Raw genomic sequence first — 14,294 nt, 5'->3', positions numbered from 1 at the left:
CTGCGGATGTGGGAGCGGGCCAGGTTTCACGCACTTGTCATATGCCGCGCCTACTGTGGCGGGCATGGCCGACATCACCCAGTCCGACCAGCGCCCCACCGAGCAGCCGAGCACGGACCAGCCCGACGTCGATCAGTTCGCGTCCGACGGCGTCGATCCGCTCGAGGACGCCGTCCGCCCCCTGCGCGACGACGTCCGGTTCCTCGGCGCCCTGCTCGGGGACACCGTACGGGAGCAGGCGGGCCAGCGGATCTTCGACCTCGTGGAGACCGCGCGGCGCACCGCGTTCGCCGTCCGCCGCTCGGAGGCCGACCGTGACGAGGTCGCCGCCCTGTTCACCGATGTGCCCGCCGCCGAGGTCATCCCCGTCATCCGGGCGTTCTCGCTGTTCGCCCTGCTGGCCAACGTGGCCGAGGACCTCCACCAGGAGCGGCGTCGCCGTCTCCACACGGCCGCCGGTTCGCCGCCGCCAGACGGGGATCTCGAGGCCACCTGGGCCCGCCTCGCGAAGACCGAGCCGGACGCCGACAAACTCGAGACTGTCCGGACCACCGCCCGGGTGGTTCCCGTCCTCACCGCACACCCCACCGAGACGCGCCGCCGGTCGGTCTTCGAGATCACCCGCCGCGTGCTCGACCTCATGCGCCGCCGCGACGCGCTGCGGACCGGGCCACAGGACCGCGTCACCGAGGCCGAACTCGCCGAGGTCGAGACCGACATCCGCCGCCAGGTGCTCACCCTGTGGCAGACCGCGATCATCCGCAGCCAGCGCCCCCGCATCGAGGACGAGGTCCTGGGCGGCCTGCAGTATCACGAGGCCACGCTCATGGACGTGATCCCGCCGCTCAACGCCGAGATCGCCGAGCGCCTGGGCGGCGGAGAACGGCCCGTCGTCCGCCCCGGCTCCTGGATCGGCGGCGACCGTGACGGCAACCCGTACGTCACCGGCGACGTCGTCCGATTCGCCACCGAGCAGGCCGCCGCGCTGCTGCACCAGCACTACGCCCACCAACTGCGGATGCTCGAGCGCGAACTGCCCCTGTCGCGGCGTGTCGTGGGCGTGCCCACCGAGCTGCGCGACCTCGCGGACTCCCTCGGGGAGGAGGAGGGCGAGCTCAGCGCCGCGCGGAAGGACGTGCCCTTCCGCCGCGCCGTGAGAGTGGTCCGACGCCGCCTCGCCGCGCGCGGGACCACCTCGTCGTCGTCGCCCCGGGCGGGGCGACACGGCGGCGGTGACGACGACGAGGTCGCCACCGCCGAGCCGTACGCCTCCCCCGGAGAGATGCTCGCCGATCTGGAGGTCATCGACGCGGCTCTCGGGGAGTGCGGGGCCGAGATGCTTCGGGCGCCGAGATTGCGTGACCTGCGGTGGGCGGTGCGCACGTTCGGATTCCACCTGCAGGCCCTGGACATGCGGCAGAACTCGGAATCGCACGAGGAGGTGCTCACCGAACTGTTCGCGAAGGCCGGCGTGAGCGAGGACTACTCGGCGCTCGACGAGGACGCGCGCGTGGAGCTGCTGCTGCGCGAGCTCTCGCACGACCGGCCGCTGCTCGGGCCGCGCGCGGAGCTGTCCGAGCTGGCGGAAAAGGAACTCGGGGTGATGCGGGCGGCCGCCGCGGCCGTGGACCTGCTGGGCGCGGACGTGGTGCCGCACTACATCGTGTCGATGTGCGGGTCCGTGTCCGACCTGCTCGAGCCGGCCGTGCTGCTGCGCGAGGTGGGGCTGTTCTCCGGCGACCCGGACGAGCCGCGGTCGAGCGTGCGGCTCATCCCGCTGCTGGAGACCATCGACGATCTCGCCGCCGGGCCGGGCATCCTCGACGCCGCCCTGGCGATCCCGCAGTTCCGCGCGCTCATCCGGGCGCAGGGCGACGTGCTCGAGGTGATGCTCGGGTACTCGGACTCCAACAAGGACGGCGGGTACCTGGCCGCGAACTGGGCGCTCTACCAGGCCGAACGCGATCTGGTCGAGGCAGCGAACCGCGCGGGCGTGCACCTGCGGTACTTCCACGGTCGCGGTGGCGCGGTCGGCCGCGGTGGCGGGAACTCCTACGAGGCGATCCTGGCCCAGCCACCGGGCGCGGTGCAGGGGGCGCTGCGGATCACCGAGCAGGGTGAGGTCATCTCCGCCAAGTACTCCGAGCCGCGGCGGGCGCGCCGCAATCTCGAGGCGCTGGTCGCGGCGACGCTCGAGGCGTCCCTGCTCGACGTCGAGGGTCTCGGCGACCGCGCGGAAGAGGCCTACGGGGTGATGGCCGAGCTCGCGACGCTCGGCCGGGAGGCGTACGCGTCGCTCGTGCACTCCGATCCGGGGTTCATCGAGTACTTCACCACCTCCACGCCGGTCGCCGAGATCGGCGAGCTCAACATCGGCTCGCGGCCGTCCTCGCGGAAGCAGACATCGTCGGTCGAGGACCTGCGGGCGATCCCGTGGGTGCTGTCGTGGTCGCAGTCTCGGGTCATGCTGCCGGGCTGGTTCGGCGTGGGCACCGCCCTGCGGACGTGGATCCACGAGCGCGGCGAGGACGCGGCCGACGAGCGACTGGCCACGCTGCGGCGGCTGTACGACGACTGGCCGTTCCTGCGCTCGACCCTGTCCAACATGGCGCAGGTGATGGCCAAGGCGGACATGGGCCTGGCCGGCCGCTACGCCGAACTCGTGCCCGACGCGGAGGTGGGTCGGCGGATCCACGGGGTGATCGCCGACGAGTTCGAGCTCACCCGCGAGATGCTGCTGGCGATCACCGGGCAGGAGACGCTGCTCGACGATAACCCCGCGCTCGCCCGCTCGGTGCGCAACCGCTTCCCGTACCTCGAGCCGCTCAACGTGCTGCAGGTCGAGCTGCTGCGCCGCTACCGGGCGGGCGACGAGGACCCGGCCGTGCGCACCGGCATCCAGCTGACGATGAACGGCCTGGCCACGGCCCTGCGCAACTCGGGCTAGCGGAGGCGGCGGCTAGCGGAGGCGGCGGGCCGTGACCGGGATGAGCAGGGCGCACACCACCGCGAGCCCCGCGATCCACAGGACCGGCCCGCCGAACCGGGATAGCTCGGCGAGGAAGTACGGCGTGCCCATGCCGAGGTACGCCAGGACGTAGAACACGGCGACGAGCCCGGCGTGGTCGCGGGGACCCGACTGGAACTCCACCTCGACCAGGCCCGCCACGAGCAGCGTGCCGTAGCCGATGCCCAGCAGGACCGCGACGGGCACGAGCCACAGCGCCCGGCCGGGCAAGTCCGGGGAGGCCACCAGGATCGCGCCGGCCGCCATGCCCGCGCACGCCGCCGCGAGGCCCGCGATCGGCGGCCGGGACGGCACGGAGTTCGCGGCGAGCCGCCGGATCGCCGGCTGGATGAGCACGCCAGAGCCCAGAGTCACGCCCACCATGACGCCCGCGTACAGGGTGGGCCGGCCGCCGGCGTCCCCGCCGAGGAGGTCGGCGAGCACCGCGAACGACATGCTCGCGCAGCCGAACACGAGCGGCGCCCACGGCGCGACCCCCAACAGGAACCTGCGCGACACCGCGGTGGCGGGGATGAGCGGCGTGGATTCGGTGCCGCCGCGGGGACGTGGCACATACGGGTCGACGGCGTTCCAGGCCGCGACCAGCGCGACCGCGCCCAGTACGAGGTGCGGCAGATACGCCGAGAGCAGCGGCGCGGGGGCGAACTCGCCGACCACGCCGGCCGCGAGGCCGCTGAGCCCGAACCCGCCGGTCAGGGCGATGGCGGCGCGGCGGGCGCCGGTGCCTGGCGGGGCGCCGGCGGACAGTTCGCGCACCCACGCGCTGCCGGCGCCGAACGCCGCGCCCGACGCCAGGCCGGCGAGGAACCGGCCGAGGTACAGCCACAGCTCATGCTGCGGGCCGAGGAGCATGGCCACGGTCGCGAGCAGCGAGAGCACGAGGACGGGCCGCATGAGGACCCGTCGGCCGTTGCGGTCGGACCACCGGCCGGCGACCAGCAGGGTGGGCAGCAAGCCCACGATGTAGACGCTGAAGATCGCGGTGACGCCGGACTGCGACAGACCCTGCTCCGCGCGGTAGAGGTGCAGCAGCGGCGCGAACTGGTTGGCACCCCAGCCCACCGCGAACACCGCGAGGGCGGCGGGCACCCAGCTGCGGCGGTCGACCGGAGAATCCATGAGCAGCAACCTAACCCGCGGGTCTCAGACGAGCGCGGCGATGACGAACGCCACCCCCACCGCCACGAACAGTGCGCTGGCCACGAGGTCGACCCACGGCAGCAGCCGCCCGACCCGCTCGTTGACCGCCCGGTGCGAGGCGACCATCGCGAGCCCGGCGAACCACGCAAGTGCCACCGCGAGCATCCCCGCCACGAGCGCCACCGACCACGCCACCGAGACCTCGTCGTGTAGGAACGGGGTGAGCACGGCGCCGAAGAACACCAGGGCCTTGGGGTTGGCGAGGTTCGTGGCCAGGCCGCGCGCGACGTCCCGCCGCACCAGATCCGCTACTCCGAGTCGGGATCCGCTACTCCTATCGCGGTAGCGGATCCGGGCTCCGGGTAGCGGATTCTGCGGGGCGGGAGCGGTGCGGGCGGGCGGGGCGGGGGGTGCGCTGCGGGAGCGCCACCACGCGCGCAGGCCGAGAACGCCGAGGCTGGCGAGCAGGAGCCCGCCGGCGACCTGGAGAACCGTCATGACCTGCGGGTACACGCGCACGAGCGTGGCGACGCCGGCGAACGCGGCCCCGAGCCACACCGTGAGGCCGGCGACGATCCCCAGCGCGGTGGCAACGCCGTGCCGCCGCCCGGCGAGGGCGCGTTGGAGGACGACGACGACGTCGGGTCCCGGCGAGACGACCGCGATCGCCCACACCCCGAACAGTCCGAGGAGCTGCGCCGCGGTCACGCCGCCGATTCCATCGCGAGGAGCCGCTGCTTGGCCGCGAGCCCGCCGCGGTACCCGCCGAGCCCACCGTCGGATCGGAGGATCCGGTGACACGGCCACACCAGCGGGAGCGGGTTCGTGGCGCAGGCCGTGCCCACCGCGCGGACCGCGCCAGGTCGGTCGAGGGCGGCGGCGATCTCCCGGTAGGTCGCGGTGCGTCCGTAGCCCACGCGGGCCAGATGTTGCTGGACCTCGCCGCGGAAGCCCGTCGCGAGGCGGGTGTCGAGGGGCAGGTCGAAGTCGCGGCGGTCGCCGGCGAGGTACTGCCCGATCTGGGCGGCGGCCGCGTCGAGGACCGGCGAGTCTCCTTCCGCCCGCAGGACGCGCGGCCCGATGCGGGTGGCGAGGGTCGCCAGGACCGCGTCGGCGTCCTCCACCTCGAACGCCACGTACACCAGGCCGACCGGGGTCGCGGCCAGCAGCAGCCCCCCGATGGGCGAGTAGACGGTCCGGTAGAAGACGTCGACCAGGCCCTCGCGCTCGGCGTCGCGGGCGAGGCGGTCGCGGAGCCGGCCGGTGTCGGCGGGCGCGGCCCGCAGCGTGGCGATCGCGGGGTCGGTCGTAGCGTGTTCGGTCATGGCGCGACCTCCTGTGACTGCGATGGGGACTGCGACTGGGCGTGAGTCCGAGCCTGGGTCTGGGTCTGGGTGAGCGTTCTGCGCAGGGCGGCGATCCCGTCGGCGGCAGCGCGCCGGGCCGCGGCCTCGGCGCCACCCGTGAGCTCGGCGATCTCGGCATAGCGGAGACCGCCCAGGTACCGGTACGCCACACAGAGGCGCTGCCGTGTGGGCAGGGCGGCGACCGCGTCCCAAATCCAGCGGTCGTCCTCGTCGTCGTCGGCCCCGGGGGCTCCACCCGAGCCACCCTCGTGCACCCCGCCCGGCCCCGGTGCGCGGGCGTCGAAGACGGCGATGTCGTCGGCGGCGCCGGTCGGAACCGCGGCCCGGGACGCGCGGCGCACCACGTCGACCGCGCGGCGGTGCGCGACGCGGACGAGCCACGCCTCGACATCAGTGTCCTCGGGCAGCTCCGGCCACGCCCGCAGCGCCGAGAGGAACGTCTCCGACCACGCGTCGTCGGCGTCCGGGCCGGGGCCCAGGACCGCGCGGCAGACCCGCAGCACGGTGGCCCCGTGCCGGTCGACCGCGGCGTCGAACGCTGCCCTCATGTGTGTAGATCCTGCCCTCGTCGGTGATCGCCGTCCCGCGCGGCCCGCCCTCGGCAGAACGCACGGGCGGCGCGCGTCGATGAGTAGTCGCCCGGCGCCACGGATTCGTGAGGTCATAGTGTTCCCAATCCGGCGCAGGGCTCGCATACTGGTGCTCACCGCCCGCATCCCGGGGGAGATCCCATGCTCGGTTCCCGCACACCCGCACGCTCCTCCGGCCGCCGCCCCGCGCGCGGATCCACACGCCGAACAGCGCGGTCGCGACTGGTCGGGGCGCTGGCAGCGCTCGCGCTGGCGGTGCCGCTCGCCGCCGCGGTGGGGTCGGTACAGGCCGCGGGAGACCTCGCGCCGCGGGCGCACGGGCAGTCCCCGCTCGACCAGCTCGGCCCCCTGGCAGGTCAGCTGGGCCCCCTGGCGGGCCAGCTCGGTCCGCTCGCCGATCAGCTGCGTGACCTCGACCCCGCCGGGGAGCTGGGGCCGTACGTCACCGAGGCCCTGGGCGGCATCAACGGGCCGATCGGCGCGCCCGGGCCGCCCGCCGCCGTCGACGCGCCCGTGACGTGCCGGCCCACGCCCGCGCGGCCGCGGCCCGTGATCCTCGTACACGGCACCTTCGACAACGGCGCCAACACGATGCCGCGGCTCGGCGATCCGCTGCGTCGGCAGAGCTTCTGCGTGGTCGCCCCGACCCTCGGCGCCTACGCCGGCAACCCGGCCCGCGGCGGCCTCGACTCGATCGTCGCCGCGTCGGGCCCGCAGCTCGCCGGGGTGATCGACCACGTCCGCGCCGTGACCGGGGCGCCACAGGTCGACCTGGTGGGCTACTCGCAGGGCGCCGCGATCGCCGGCTACACCACCAAGGTGCTGCGGCCCGGCGCCGTGGCGAACGTCGTCTCGGTGGGCGGCTACTGGGGAGCCGACAACAGCGGACTCATCCCGCATCAACTGCCGCGCGAGATCGCCGGCCTCGGCCTGTGGGCCGCCAACCTGCGGGGACTGGCCGAGCTGTCACCGGGCAGCCCCATGATCACCGCCTGGTACGGCCTCGACCGCACCCCGTTCCTACCCGGCGTCGGCTACACGCTCATCGCCACACGCGGCGATCACCTGCTGCCGCCCGAGCGCAGCTTCGTGCCCGGCCCGGGCGTGCGCTGGGTGGTCACCGAGGACGCGTGCGGTGGCGGGCCGAACTCGCACGGCGGGATGGTCGTCGACGGGCGGACGCACGCGCTCGTCGCCGGGGCGCTCGGCGGGGCCGGGGCCTGCTGAGAGTGCGGGCGCGCTGAGCGGTCAGCGGTGCTCGCGCGCGTAGTGCTGGTACAGGTCGTACGCGTGCCGCAGCCCGAGGCCCGGGTGGGAGACGCGCAGGCGGCGCACGGCGTCGATCTCGCCCGACGATCCGCGGATCGCGGCGGCGACCTGCTCCGGCCGGATGGCCGCGGCGATGCGCCGCGAGCGCTCCTCGTTGCGTCCGCCCAGCCACCAGCGGTGCGCGGCCGCGCCCAGCAGCAGAACCGCCATCGCGGCCCACAGCAGCACGTCCACCGCGCTCGCCGACCCCGAGAGCAGCAGGACCGCCGCGATCACCAGCGCTCCGACGCCGCCGGCCGCCGTGGCGACCACGTACGCGATCATCGCCCCACCCCGCGGACGGCTCAGATGCTCGAACACCCTGTCGGCAGGCTCCGCCGTCGGATCCAACGGGCGGGGTGAGGTCACGAGCGGAACTCCTCGTCGTCGTCGGACACTCCCCCGCCGAGCGCGGCGCCGCCGCCGGACGCGGCGTCCCCACCCGCCAGGTGGCGCTCCACCCGGTCCACCTTTCCGCGCAGCTCACCAGAGCGGCCAGGCCGCAGATCCGCCTTGAGCACCAGCGACACCCGCGGCGACACGGCCAGCACGGCGTCGGTCGCGGCGCGGATGACGGGCATGACCTCGTCCCACTCGCCCTCGATGGTCGTGAACATCGAGGTCGTCTCGTGCGGCAGACCGGACTCGCGGACCACCCGGACCGCCTCGGCGACCGCCTTGCTCATGGACGCCGACTCGTCCGCGGTGGACGTGGGGGCGACGGAGAAAGCGAACAACATGGGATCACCGTAGACCCGCCGCGCCCGATCGTGCAGATTCCGGACGCCCGGCGATACCTACGTCACAGACGCGAGACCGTCTGCGGCACACCCGGCGTGTACCCGGCCTCCGCGAGCAGCTCGCGCACGCGCGGGATGACCTTGCGGCCGTACAGGTCGATGCAGGTCATGAGGTCCTCGTGCGGGGTGGGGCCGCTGGCGTACTTGAGGTCGAAGCGGTCCAGGCCCAGCGTGCGGACCGTGGTGGCGATCTTCTGCGCGACCGTCTCCGGCGAGCCGACGTACATGGCGCCCGAGCGGACCTCGCGGTGGAAGTCGGCCTCGGTCGCGTCGCCCCAGCCGCGCTCGCGGCCGATCTGGTTGCGGTTGACGATCCAGTGGCGCGCGGACAGTTCGGCGGCGCGTCCGTCGGTCTCGGCGACGAAGCCGGGCGAGTGCACGGCGATCGGCAGGCGCGGCGCGTCGGTCCCCGCGAGCTGCGCGTTGGCCTCGCGGTACAGGTCGGCGAACGGCGCGAACCGGCCGGCGGGCCCGCCGATGATCGCCAGCATGAGCGGCATCCGGTAGCGGGCCGCGCGGACCACGGACTCCGGGCTGCCGCCCACCGCGATCCAGGCGCTCAGTCCCTTCTCCGTCTTGGGGTAGACGTGCTGGTCGACGAGCGGCGGCCGCAGCTCGCCCGACCACGTCACCGGCCCCTCGGGCAGCAGCGCGGCGAACAGGTCCAGCTTCTCGCTGAACAGCTGCTCGTACTGGGACAGGTCGAAGCCGAACAGCGGGAACGACTCGGTGAACGAACCGCGGCCCAGCACGACCTCCGCGCGCCCGTTCGACAGCGCGTCGATCGTGGCGAAGCGCTGGAAGACGCGGATCGGGTCGTCGCTGGACAGCACCGTCACCGCCGAGCCGAGGAGGATGCGCTCGGTGCGCGTGGCGATGCCGGCCAGGACCACGTCGGGGGCGGAGACGGCGAAGTCGGGGCGGTGGTGCTCGCCGATCCCGATCGCGTCGACGCCCACCTGATCGGCGAGGACGGCCTGTTCCACGACGTCGCGCAGGACCTGCGCGTGGTGGACGGGCCGGCCGCCCGAATCGACGGTGGTGTCGCCGAACGTGTCGAGGCCGAAGGCGACGCGGGGCTGTGGTCCGGGGGCTGCGGTGCTCATGCGCCCAGCATAGTTGATCCGTCACCTAGCGGCGGAGGCGCGCGACGCGCGGACGTAGCGGGCGATCATGCGGTCCATGAGGCCCGGGGCGAGGCGCTGGAGGCGCCACGTGGCGCGGGCGCGGACGGGTTCGACGACGAGAGCGCGGTTGCCCGCCACTCCCGCGAGCACCGACGCCGCCAGACGGTCCGGGTCGAGCGGTCGCCGCACGCCCTGCCCCTCGAGGTAGAACCGCCGCCCGTCAAAGCCGTCGTGCTGGCCCTTGTCGAGGATCGCCGTGTCCACGGCCGCCGGACACACCACCGTCACCCCGACCCCGCGATCGGCCGCCTCCGCCCGCAGCGACAGGCCCAGGCCGACCACCGCGTGCTTGGTCATCGCGTAGCTCGTGATGAGGCCCGCCGGGCAGAGCCCGCCCATGGACGCGGTGAGCACGAGCGCCCCGGAGCCGCGGGCGATCATGTGCGGGTACGCCGCGTGCACGCAATGCACGACCCCGCGGACGTTGACGTCGATGATCGCGTTCCACTGGTCGAGGCTCAGCAGCTCGGTGTCCCCGCCCCACGTGATACCGGCGTTCGCGAACATCATGTCCAGCCCGCCGCGGGAGGAGATGACCTGCTCGACCAGGGCGGAGACCGCCTCGGCGTCGGTGACGTCGAGGCGTGCAGGCTCCGCGGTCCCCGCCACTGCGGGAGCACCGGCCCGGGCGGACCTCGTCGTCGTCCCAGTTGGCGCCGGCGCCGTCACCTCCTCGGCGACCCGGCGCGCGGCGGCGAAGTCGATGTCGGCCACCACCACGTGCGCGCCCGCGGCGACGAGCGCCCGGCACAGCGCGGCGCCGATACCCGACCCGCCGCCGGTAACGATCGCGGTCGCGCCGGCCGGGTTCGGCGGCCGGACCGCGGTCACGAGCGCGCCCTCATGAGAAGGCCTTGATGGCCAGGCCGAGGACGTCCGGGTAGCGGCGCAGCTGGGCGCCGCCGTCGATCGCCACGTCCTCGCCCGTCATCCACTCCGCGTCGGCGAGGTGCAGCACCGCGCGCGCGACGTCCTCGGCGGTGCCGCGGTGGGCGATCGCGGCGTTCTCCGCGTACTCCTCGGCCAGGCCCGGGATCTGCAGCACCGGCTCGGTGAGCGGGGTGACGAGGAAGCCCGGCGAGACGGTGTTGACCCGCACGCCGCGCTCGCCGAGCTCGAGCGCCGCGACCTGCGCGAGCATCACCAGGCCCGCCTTGGCCGCGCAGTACGCCGCCATCCCCCGCCCGGGCTGGCGGGCGTTGAGCGAGGCGATCGCGACCATCGCGCCGCCGTCGCGGACCGCCCGCCCGCCGTGCTTGAACACGAGGAACGCGCCGGTCAGGCACACGTCGACGACGCGGCGGAACTCGTCGGTGTCGTGGTCGGTGACCAGGCCGAGCGTGCTCACGCCCGCCGTCGTGACCACGAGGTCCGGCGCGGTGTCGGCGAACAGCGCCTCGACCGACGCCTCGTCGGTCACGTCGACGCGGCGGCCCTCGTGCGCGGGGCCCTCGTGGGCGGGGCCGGCGGCGGGCGGGAGCTCGGCGGCACGCGCCGCGGCGACGTCGGCGTCGAGATCGGCGATCGTCACCCGCCACCCGGCCGCCGCGAGGGCGCGGGCGGTCGCCCACCCGATGCCCGAGGCGCCGCCCACGACGACCGCCGCGCGGGCGGGGCCGGTCACTTCCCCACGGCCGGTGGCCACGTCGCCGCCCCCGTCGCGGACCTGCGCATCGGCATCGGCATCGCTATCGGCCATGCGGCCTCCCCTCGGGTCGACAGTGGGCGCCGACCGTGCGCGACGCCCCGGCAGAGGAAGCCGTTGACGGCCGTCAACACGAACCATAGTGTGATGCGCGCCATAGCTCTCTGTCCTGGTGAGTGTGCCTCGCCGAGGACCGCGCCGAAGGGGTTCGTATGACTTCGACCTGCAGGATCGCCGTGATCGGCGCGGGCATCAGCGGCTTGACCACGGTGAAGATGTTGCGCGACTACGGGATTGACGTGGTCTGCTTCGAGGCGTCGGACCGGATCGGCGGCAACTGGGCGTTCGACAACCCCAACGGCAGCTCGAGCGCGTACCGCTCGCTGCACATCGACACCTCCAAGCACCAGCTGAGCTTCCGCGACTTCCCCATGCCGGAGGAGTTCCCGGACTTCCCCCACCACTCGCAGATCAAGCAGTACCTCGACGACTACGCCGAGGCCTTCGACCTGCTCGGATCGATCGAGTTCGAGACCCGCGTCATGCACGCCGAGCGGCTGCCGGAGGGCGGGTGGGAGCTCACCACCGCGGGCGCGGACGGCACCGGCCCCACCGAGTCGCACCTGTTCGACGCCCTCGTGGTGGGCAACGGGCACCACTGGGACCCGCGGTTCGCCGACTTCCCCGGCGAGTTCACCGGCGAGATGATCCACTCCCACGCCTACATCGACCCGTGGACCCCGCTCCACCTCATGGACAAGAGGATCCTCGTGGTGGGCCTGGGCAACAGCGCCGCCGACATCGCGGTGGAGCTCTCGTCCAAGGTGATGCGCAACGAGGTCACGCTCTCGACCCGGTCGAGCGCGTGGATCGTGCCCAAGTACATCGCGGGCAAGCCGGCCGACAAGTACTTCGCGACGTTCCCGTACCTGCCGTACTCGTGGCAGCGCAAGGTCATCCAGACGTTCCAGCCGATGTCGGCCGGGCGCCCGGAGTCGTACGGGCTGCCCAAGCCCAACCACAAGTTCTTCGAGGCCCACCCCACACAGTCGGTCGAGCTGCCGCTGCGTCTGGGCTCGGGCGACGTCACCGCCAAGGGCGACATCGACCGCCTCGACGGTCGGACCGTGCACTTCGCCGACGGCACCAGCGCCGAGTTCGACGTCATCATCCAGGCCACCGGGTACAACACGACGTTCCCGTTCTTCGACCGGGACTTCCTCAGCGCCGACGAGCACAACCACGTACCGCTGTACAAGCGCATGTTCACCCCGGGCGTCGAGGACCTGGCCTTCGTCGGGTTCGCCCAGGCCACGCCCACCCTCTTCCCGTTCGTCGAGGCGCAGGCCCGGCTCGTGGCCGCATGGGCGGCCGGGCTCTACCGCACGCCGCCCGTCGAGGAGATGAAGCGGGTGATCGTGGAGGACGAGAAGAAGTACATCGGCCACATGCTCGACACGCCCCGGCATCAGCAGCAGGTCGACTACTTCCTGTATGAACACGACATGCGTACCCGTGAGATACCCCGAGGACTCGACCGCGCCCGCGCCCACGGCCCCGCCCTCCGGCCCAAGGTGACGACATGACGCCCGCTGCACCGTCCGGCACCACCTCCCCGCGCGGCGACCGGCGGCGCGAGGCCCTGCTCGCCGCGCTCGACGACCGCCTCAGGACCACCGCGCTGGACGACATCTCGGTGGCCGACCTCACCGAGTCCGCCGGCATCACCCGGTCGGCGTTCTACTTCTACTTCGACTCCAAGGCCGCCGCGGTGGGCGTGCTGCTGGCGATGGTGCAGGACGAGGCCACCGCCGCCGTCGAGACCGCGGTGCGCGGAGAGGGAGACTTCCGCACCCGGGTCACCGCCGCGCTCGAGCGGCTGACCGACCGGGTCCTCGACAAGGCCCACATTTACCGGGCCCTGCTCACCGCGCGCAGCAAGCACGCCCAGACCCGTGACCTGTGGGATGACGGCCGCCGCGCCCTCGCCGTGCAGATCGCCGAGTTCCTCCGCGCCGAGCGCGCGGCCGGCCGGGCCCCCGAGGGCGTCGACGCCGACGCGCTCGCCGTGGGGCTCATCCACATCAACGAGACCGTCCTCGAGCAGCTGGCCTACGACCCGGGCCGCCCGCGGGAACCGCTGCTCACCGTCGCCGCGGACATGTGGGTCCGCACGGTGTACGGCCGCCCCGACCCCGCGGTGGACCCCGCGGCCGATCCAGGGAGAACCACATGACCACGACCGTCGACGTCGCCTTCCGCTCGGGCACCGGGGCGGACGCCGCCGAGTGCCGCGGGACCTTCCTGCCCGCCGCCGACACGGGTGACTCCGGGCCCGGCGCCGGGAGCGACGACGCCGCCGGGCGTCCGGCCGTCGTGCTCGCCCACGGGCTGGGCGGCACGGTGGACTCGGGCCTGATGCCCTTCGCCGAGGCGTTCGCGGACGCCGGGTACGCGGCGCTGGCCTTCGACTACCGCGGGTTCGGCCGCTCCGACGGCAGGCCCCGTCAGGTCGTCTCCCCGGCGCGTCAGCAGGACGACTACCGCGCGGCCATCGCGGCCGCCGCCGCCCAGCCCGGTGTCGACCCCGAGCGGATCATCCTGTGGGGCTGCTCGCTGGCCGGCGGCCACGTGCTCGAGGTCGCCCGCGGGCGCGACGACATCGCCGCCGTCATCGCGATGATCCCCCTGGTCGACGGCCGGGCCGCCGCGACGGCCGCCGCCCGCCAGCACAAGCCGACCTCCCTGCTCCGCGCCACGGGCACGGCGATCGTCGCGAAGGCCGCGGCCGCGGCGGGACGGGAGGAGCCGAAGCTGCCCCTCGTCGGCCCGCCCGGCTCGTCCGCACTGCTCTCCCTGGACGGGTACGAGGAGGCGTACACCTCCGTCGCCGGACCCTCGTGGCGGAACGAGGTGGGCGCCTCGATCGGCGCGGAGCTGGGCACGTTCCGGCCCGGCCGGCACGCGGACGACCTCGCCGTCGTCCCCGTCCTGTTCCAGATCGCCGACCTGGACCGCAGCGCCCCGCCCCACGCCGCGGCCACGGCGGCGGTCGCCGCGCGCGCGGAGGTCCGCCACTATCCCGGTGACCACTTCGACCTGTTCGCCGGCCGGCCGTGCCACGCCGGCGCGGTCGAGCACGCGGTGCACTTCCTCCGGCGGCGGGTGGGCTGACCGGGCCACCTTAAGTGTGGGCTGACTCACACGGCTGGGTAGTTGACACGTCACA

14 protein-coding genes are annotated in these 14,294 nt (G+C 73.8%); 5 read left to right on the top strand and 9 right to left on the bottom strand.

Annotation, left to right across the window (positions count from 1 at the left end; translation table 11 throughout):
- Positions 1-64 precede the first annotated feature (64 nt).
- Positions 65-2,947, top strand: a complete 2,883-nt coding sequence (gene ppc / locus C3V38_RS06865) for a phosphoenolpyruvate carboxylase (protein ID WP_254426099.1) — start codon at positions 65-67, stop codon at positions 2,945-2,947.
- A 12-nt stretch (positions 2,948-2,959) separates the two neighbouring features.
- Here the strand turns inward: ppc and C3V38_RS06860 are convergent, their stop codons facing one another.
- Genes C3V38_RS06860 through C3V38_RS06845 form a run of 4 tightly spaced genes read right to left on the bottom strand, consistent with a single transcriptional unit; the run spans position 2,960 to position 6,083 of the window.
- Positions 2,960-4,147 (bottom strand): MFS transporter, encoded by a 1,188-nt coding sequence (locus C3V38_RS06860; RefSeq protein WP_106385373.1) that lies wholly within the window; start codon positions 4,145-4,147, stop codon positions 2,960-2,962.
- Positions 4,148-4,171: 24 nt separating this feature from the next.
- Complete coding sequence (locus C3V38_RS06855) at positions 4,172-4,876, bottom strand: LysE family translocator (protein WP_106385372.1); 705 nt, start codon at positions 4,874-4,876, stop codon at positions 4,172-4,174.
- Positions 4,873-5,493 (bottom strand): methylated-DNA--[protein]-cysteine S-methyltransferase, encoded by a 621-nt coding sequence (locus C3V38_RS06850; protein ID WP_106385371.1) that lies wholly within the window; start codon positions 5,491-5,493, stop codon positions 4,873-4,875. Before C3V38_RS06850 ends, C3V38_RS06855 begins: the two co-directional genes overlap by 4 nt.
- Entirely contained in the window at positions 5,490-6,083 is a 594-nt protein-coding gene (locus tag C3V38_RS06845; protein ID WP_106385370.1) for an RNA polymerase sigma factor, read from the bottom strand. Before C3V38_RS06845 ends, C3V38_RS06850 begins: the two co-directional genes overlap by 4 nt.
- A 183-nt stretch (positions 6,084-6,266) precedes the next feature.
- Between C3V38_RS06845 and C3V38_RS06840 the strand changes: the two genes are divergently transcribed.
- Entirely contained in the window at positions 6,267-7,352 is a 1,086-nt protein-coding gene (locus C3V38_RS06840) for a triacylglycerol lipase (RefSeq protein WP_106385369.1), read from the top strand.
- A 21-nt stretch (positions 7,353-7,373) separates the two neighbouring features.
- On the opposite strand, the gene C3V38_RS06835 is transcribed toward C3V38_RS06840, so the two are convergent.
- The 5 genes from C3V38_RS06835 to C3V38_RS06815 form a co-directional block, all read right to left on the bottom strand.
- Positions 7,374-7,802, bottom strand: coding sequence for a hypothetical protein (locus tag C3V38_RS06835; protein WP_007633832.1), 429 nt, complete (start codon positions 7,800-7,802; stop codon positions 7,374-7,376).
- On the bottom strand, positions 7,799-8,173 hold the full coding sequence (locus C3V38_RS06830; protein ID WP_061228617.1) for an MTH1187 family thiamine-binding protein: 375 nt from the start codon (positions 8,171-8,173) through the stop codon (positions 7,799-7,801). The genes C3V38_RS06835 and C3V38_RS06830 overlap by 4 nt, the downstream gene beginning before the upstream one ends.
- 62 nt (positions 8,174-8,235) lie before the next feature.
- A complete protein-coding gene (locus tag C3V38_RS06825; protein ID WP_106385368.1) occupies positions 8,236-9,339 on the bottom strand; it encodes an LLM class flavin-dependent oxidoreductase in 1,104 nt (367 codons plus the stop codon).
- Between the two features lie 21 nt (positions 9,340-9,360).
- Positions 9,361-10,251, bottom strand: coding sequence for an SDR family oxidoreductase (locus tag C3V38_RS06820; RefSeq protein WP_106385367.1), 891 nt, complete (start codon positions 10,249-10,251; stop codon positions 9,361-9,363).
- Between the two features lie 10 nt (positions 10,252-10,261).
- Entirely contained in the window at positions 10,262-11,119 is an 858-nt protein-coding gene (locus C3V38_RS06815) for an SDR family NAD(P)-dependent oxidoreductase (RefSeq protein ID WP_106385366.1), read from the bottom strand.
- 158 nt (positions 11,120-11,277) lie between these two features.
- Here C3V38_RS06815 and C3V38_RS06810 point away from each other — a divergent pair, with 158 nt between their 5' ends.
- The 3 genes from C3V38_RS06810 to C3V38_RS06800 are packed head-to-tail and all read left to right on the top strand — an operon-like array spanning position 11,278 to position 14,239.
- Positions 11,278-12,651 (top strand): NAD(P)/FAD-dependent oxidoreductase, encoded by a 1,374-nt coding sequence (locus C3V38_RS06810; protein WP_106385365.1) that lies wholly within the window; start codon positions 11,278-11,280, stop codon positions 12,649-12,651.
- A complete protein-coding gene (locus C3V38_RS06805; protein WP_106385364.1) occupies positions 12,648-13,301 on the top strand; it encodes a TetR/AcrR family transcriptional regulator in 654 nt (217 codons plus the stop codon). Before C3V38_RS06810 ends, C3V38_RS06805 begins: the two co-directional genes overlap by 4 nt.
- On the top strand, positions 13,298-14,239 hold the full coding sequence (locus C3V38_RS06800) for an alpha/beta hydrolase (protein ID WP_106385363.1): 942 nt from the start codon (positions 13,298-13,300) through the stop codon (positions 14,237-14,239). The genes C3V38_RS06805 and C3V38_RS06800 overlap by 4 nt, the downstream gene beginning before the upstream one ends.
- Positions 14,240-14,294: the final 55 nt, after the last annotated feature.

Source organism: Dietzia sp. oral taxon 368 (assembly GCF_002999155.1).
Taxonomy (GTDB): domain Bacteria; phylum Actinomycetota; class Actinomycetes; order Mycobacteriales; family Mycobacteriaceae; genus Dietzia; species Dietzia cinnamea.
This window is presented reverse-complemented; position numbering and strand designations above follow the sequence as displayed.

Bases quoted from the DNA above. Each gene is read 5' to 3' on its own strand.
- ppc (WP_254426099.1), top strand. From the start codon at position 65: ATGGCCGACATCACCCAGTCCGACCAGCGCCCCACCGAGCAGCCGAGC.
- C3V38_RS06860 (WP_106385373.1), bottom strand. From the start codon at position 4,147: ATGGATTCTCCGGTCGACCGCCGCAGCTGGGTGCCCGCCGCCCTCGCG.
- C3V38_RS06850 (WP_106385371.1), bottom strand. From the start codon at position 5,493: ATGACCGAACACGCTACGACCGACCCCGCGATCGCCACGCTGCGGGCC.
- C3V38_RS06845 (WP_106385370.1), bottom strand. From the start codon at position 6,083: ATGAGGGCAGCGTTCGACGCCGCGGTCGACCGGCACGGGGCCACCGTG.
- C3V38_RS06840 (WP_106385369.1), top strand. From the start codon at position 6,267: ATGCTCGGTTCCCGCACACCCGCACGCTCCTCCGGCCGCCGCCCCGCG.
- C3V38_RS06830 (WP_061228617.1), bottom strand. From the start codon at position 8,173: ATGTTGTTCGCTTTCTCCGTCGCCCCCACGTCCACCGCGGACGAGTCG.
- C3V38_RS06825 (WP_106385368.1), bottom strand. From the start codon at position 9,339: ATGAGCACCGCAGCCCCCGGACCACAGCCCCGCGTCGCCTTCGGCCTC.
- C3V38_RS06815 (WP_106385366.1), bottom strand. From the start codon at position 11,119: ATGGCCGATAGCGATGCCGATGCCGATGCGCAGGTCCGCGACGGGGGC.
- C3V38_RS06810 (WP_106385365.1), top strand. From the start codon at position 11,278: ATGACTTCGACCTGCAGGATCGCCGTGATCGGCGCGGGCATCAGCGGC.
- C3V38_RS06805 (WP_106385364.1), top strand. From the start codon at position 12,648: ATGACGCCCGCTGCACCGTCCGGCACCACCTCCCCGCGCGGCGACCGG.
- C3V38_RS06800 (WP_106385363.1), top strand. From the start codon at position 13,298: ATGACCACGACCGTCGACGTCGCCTTCCGCTCGGGCACCGGGGCGGAC.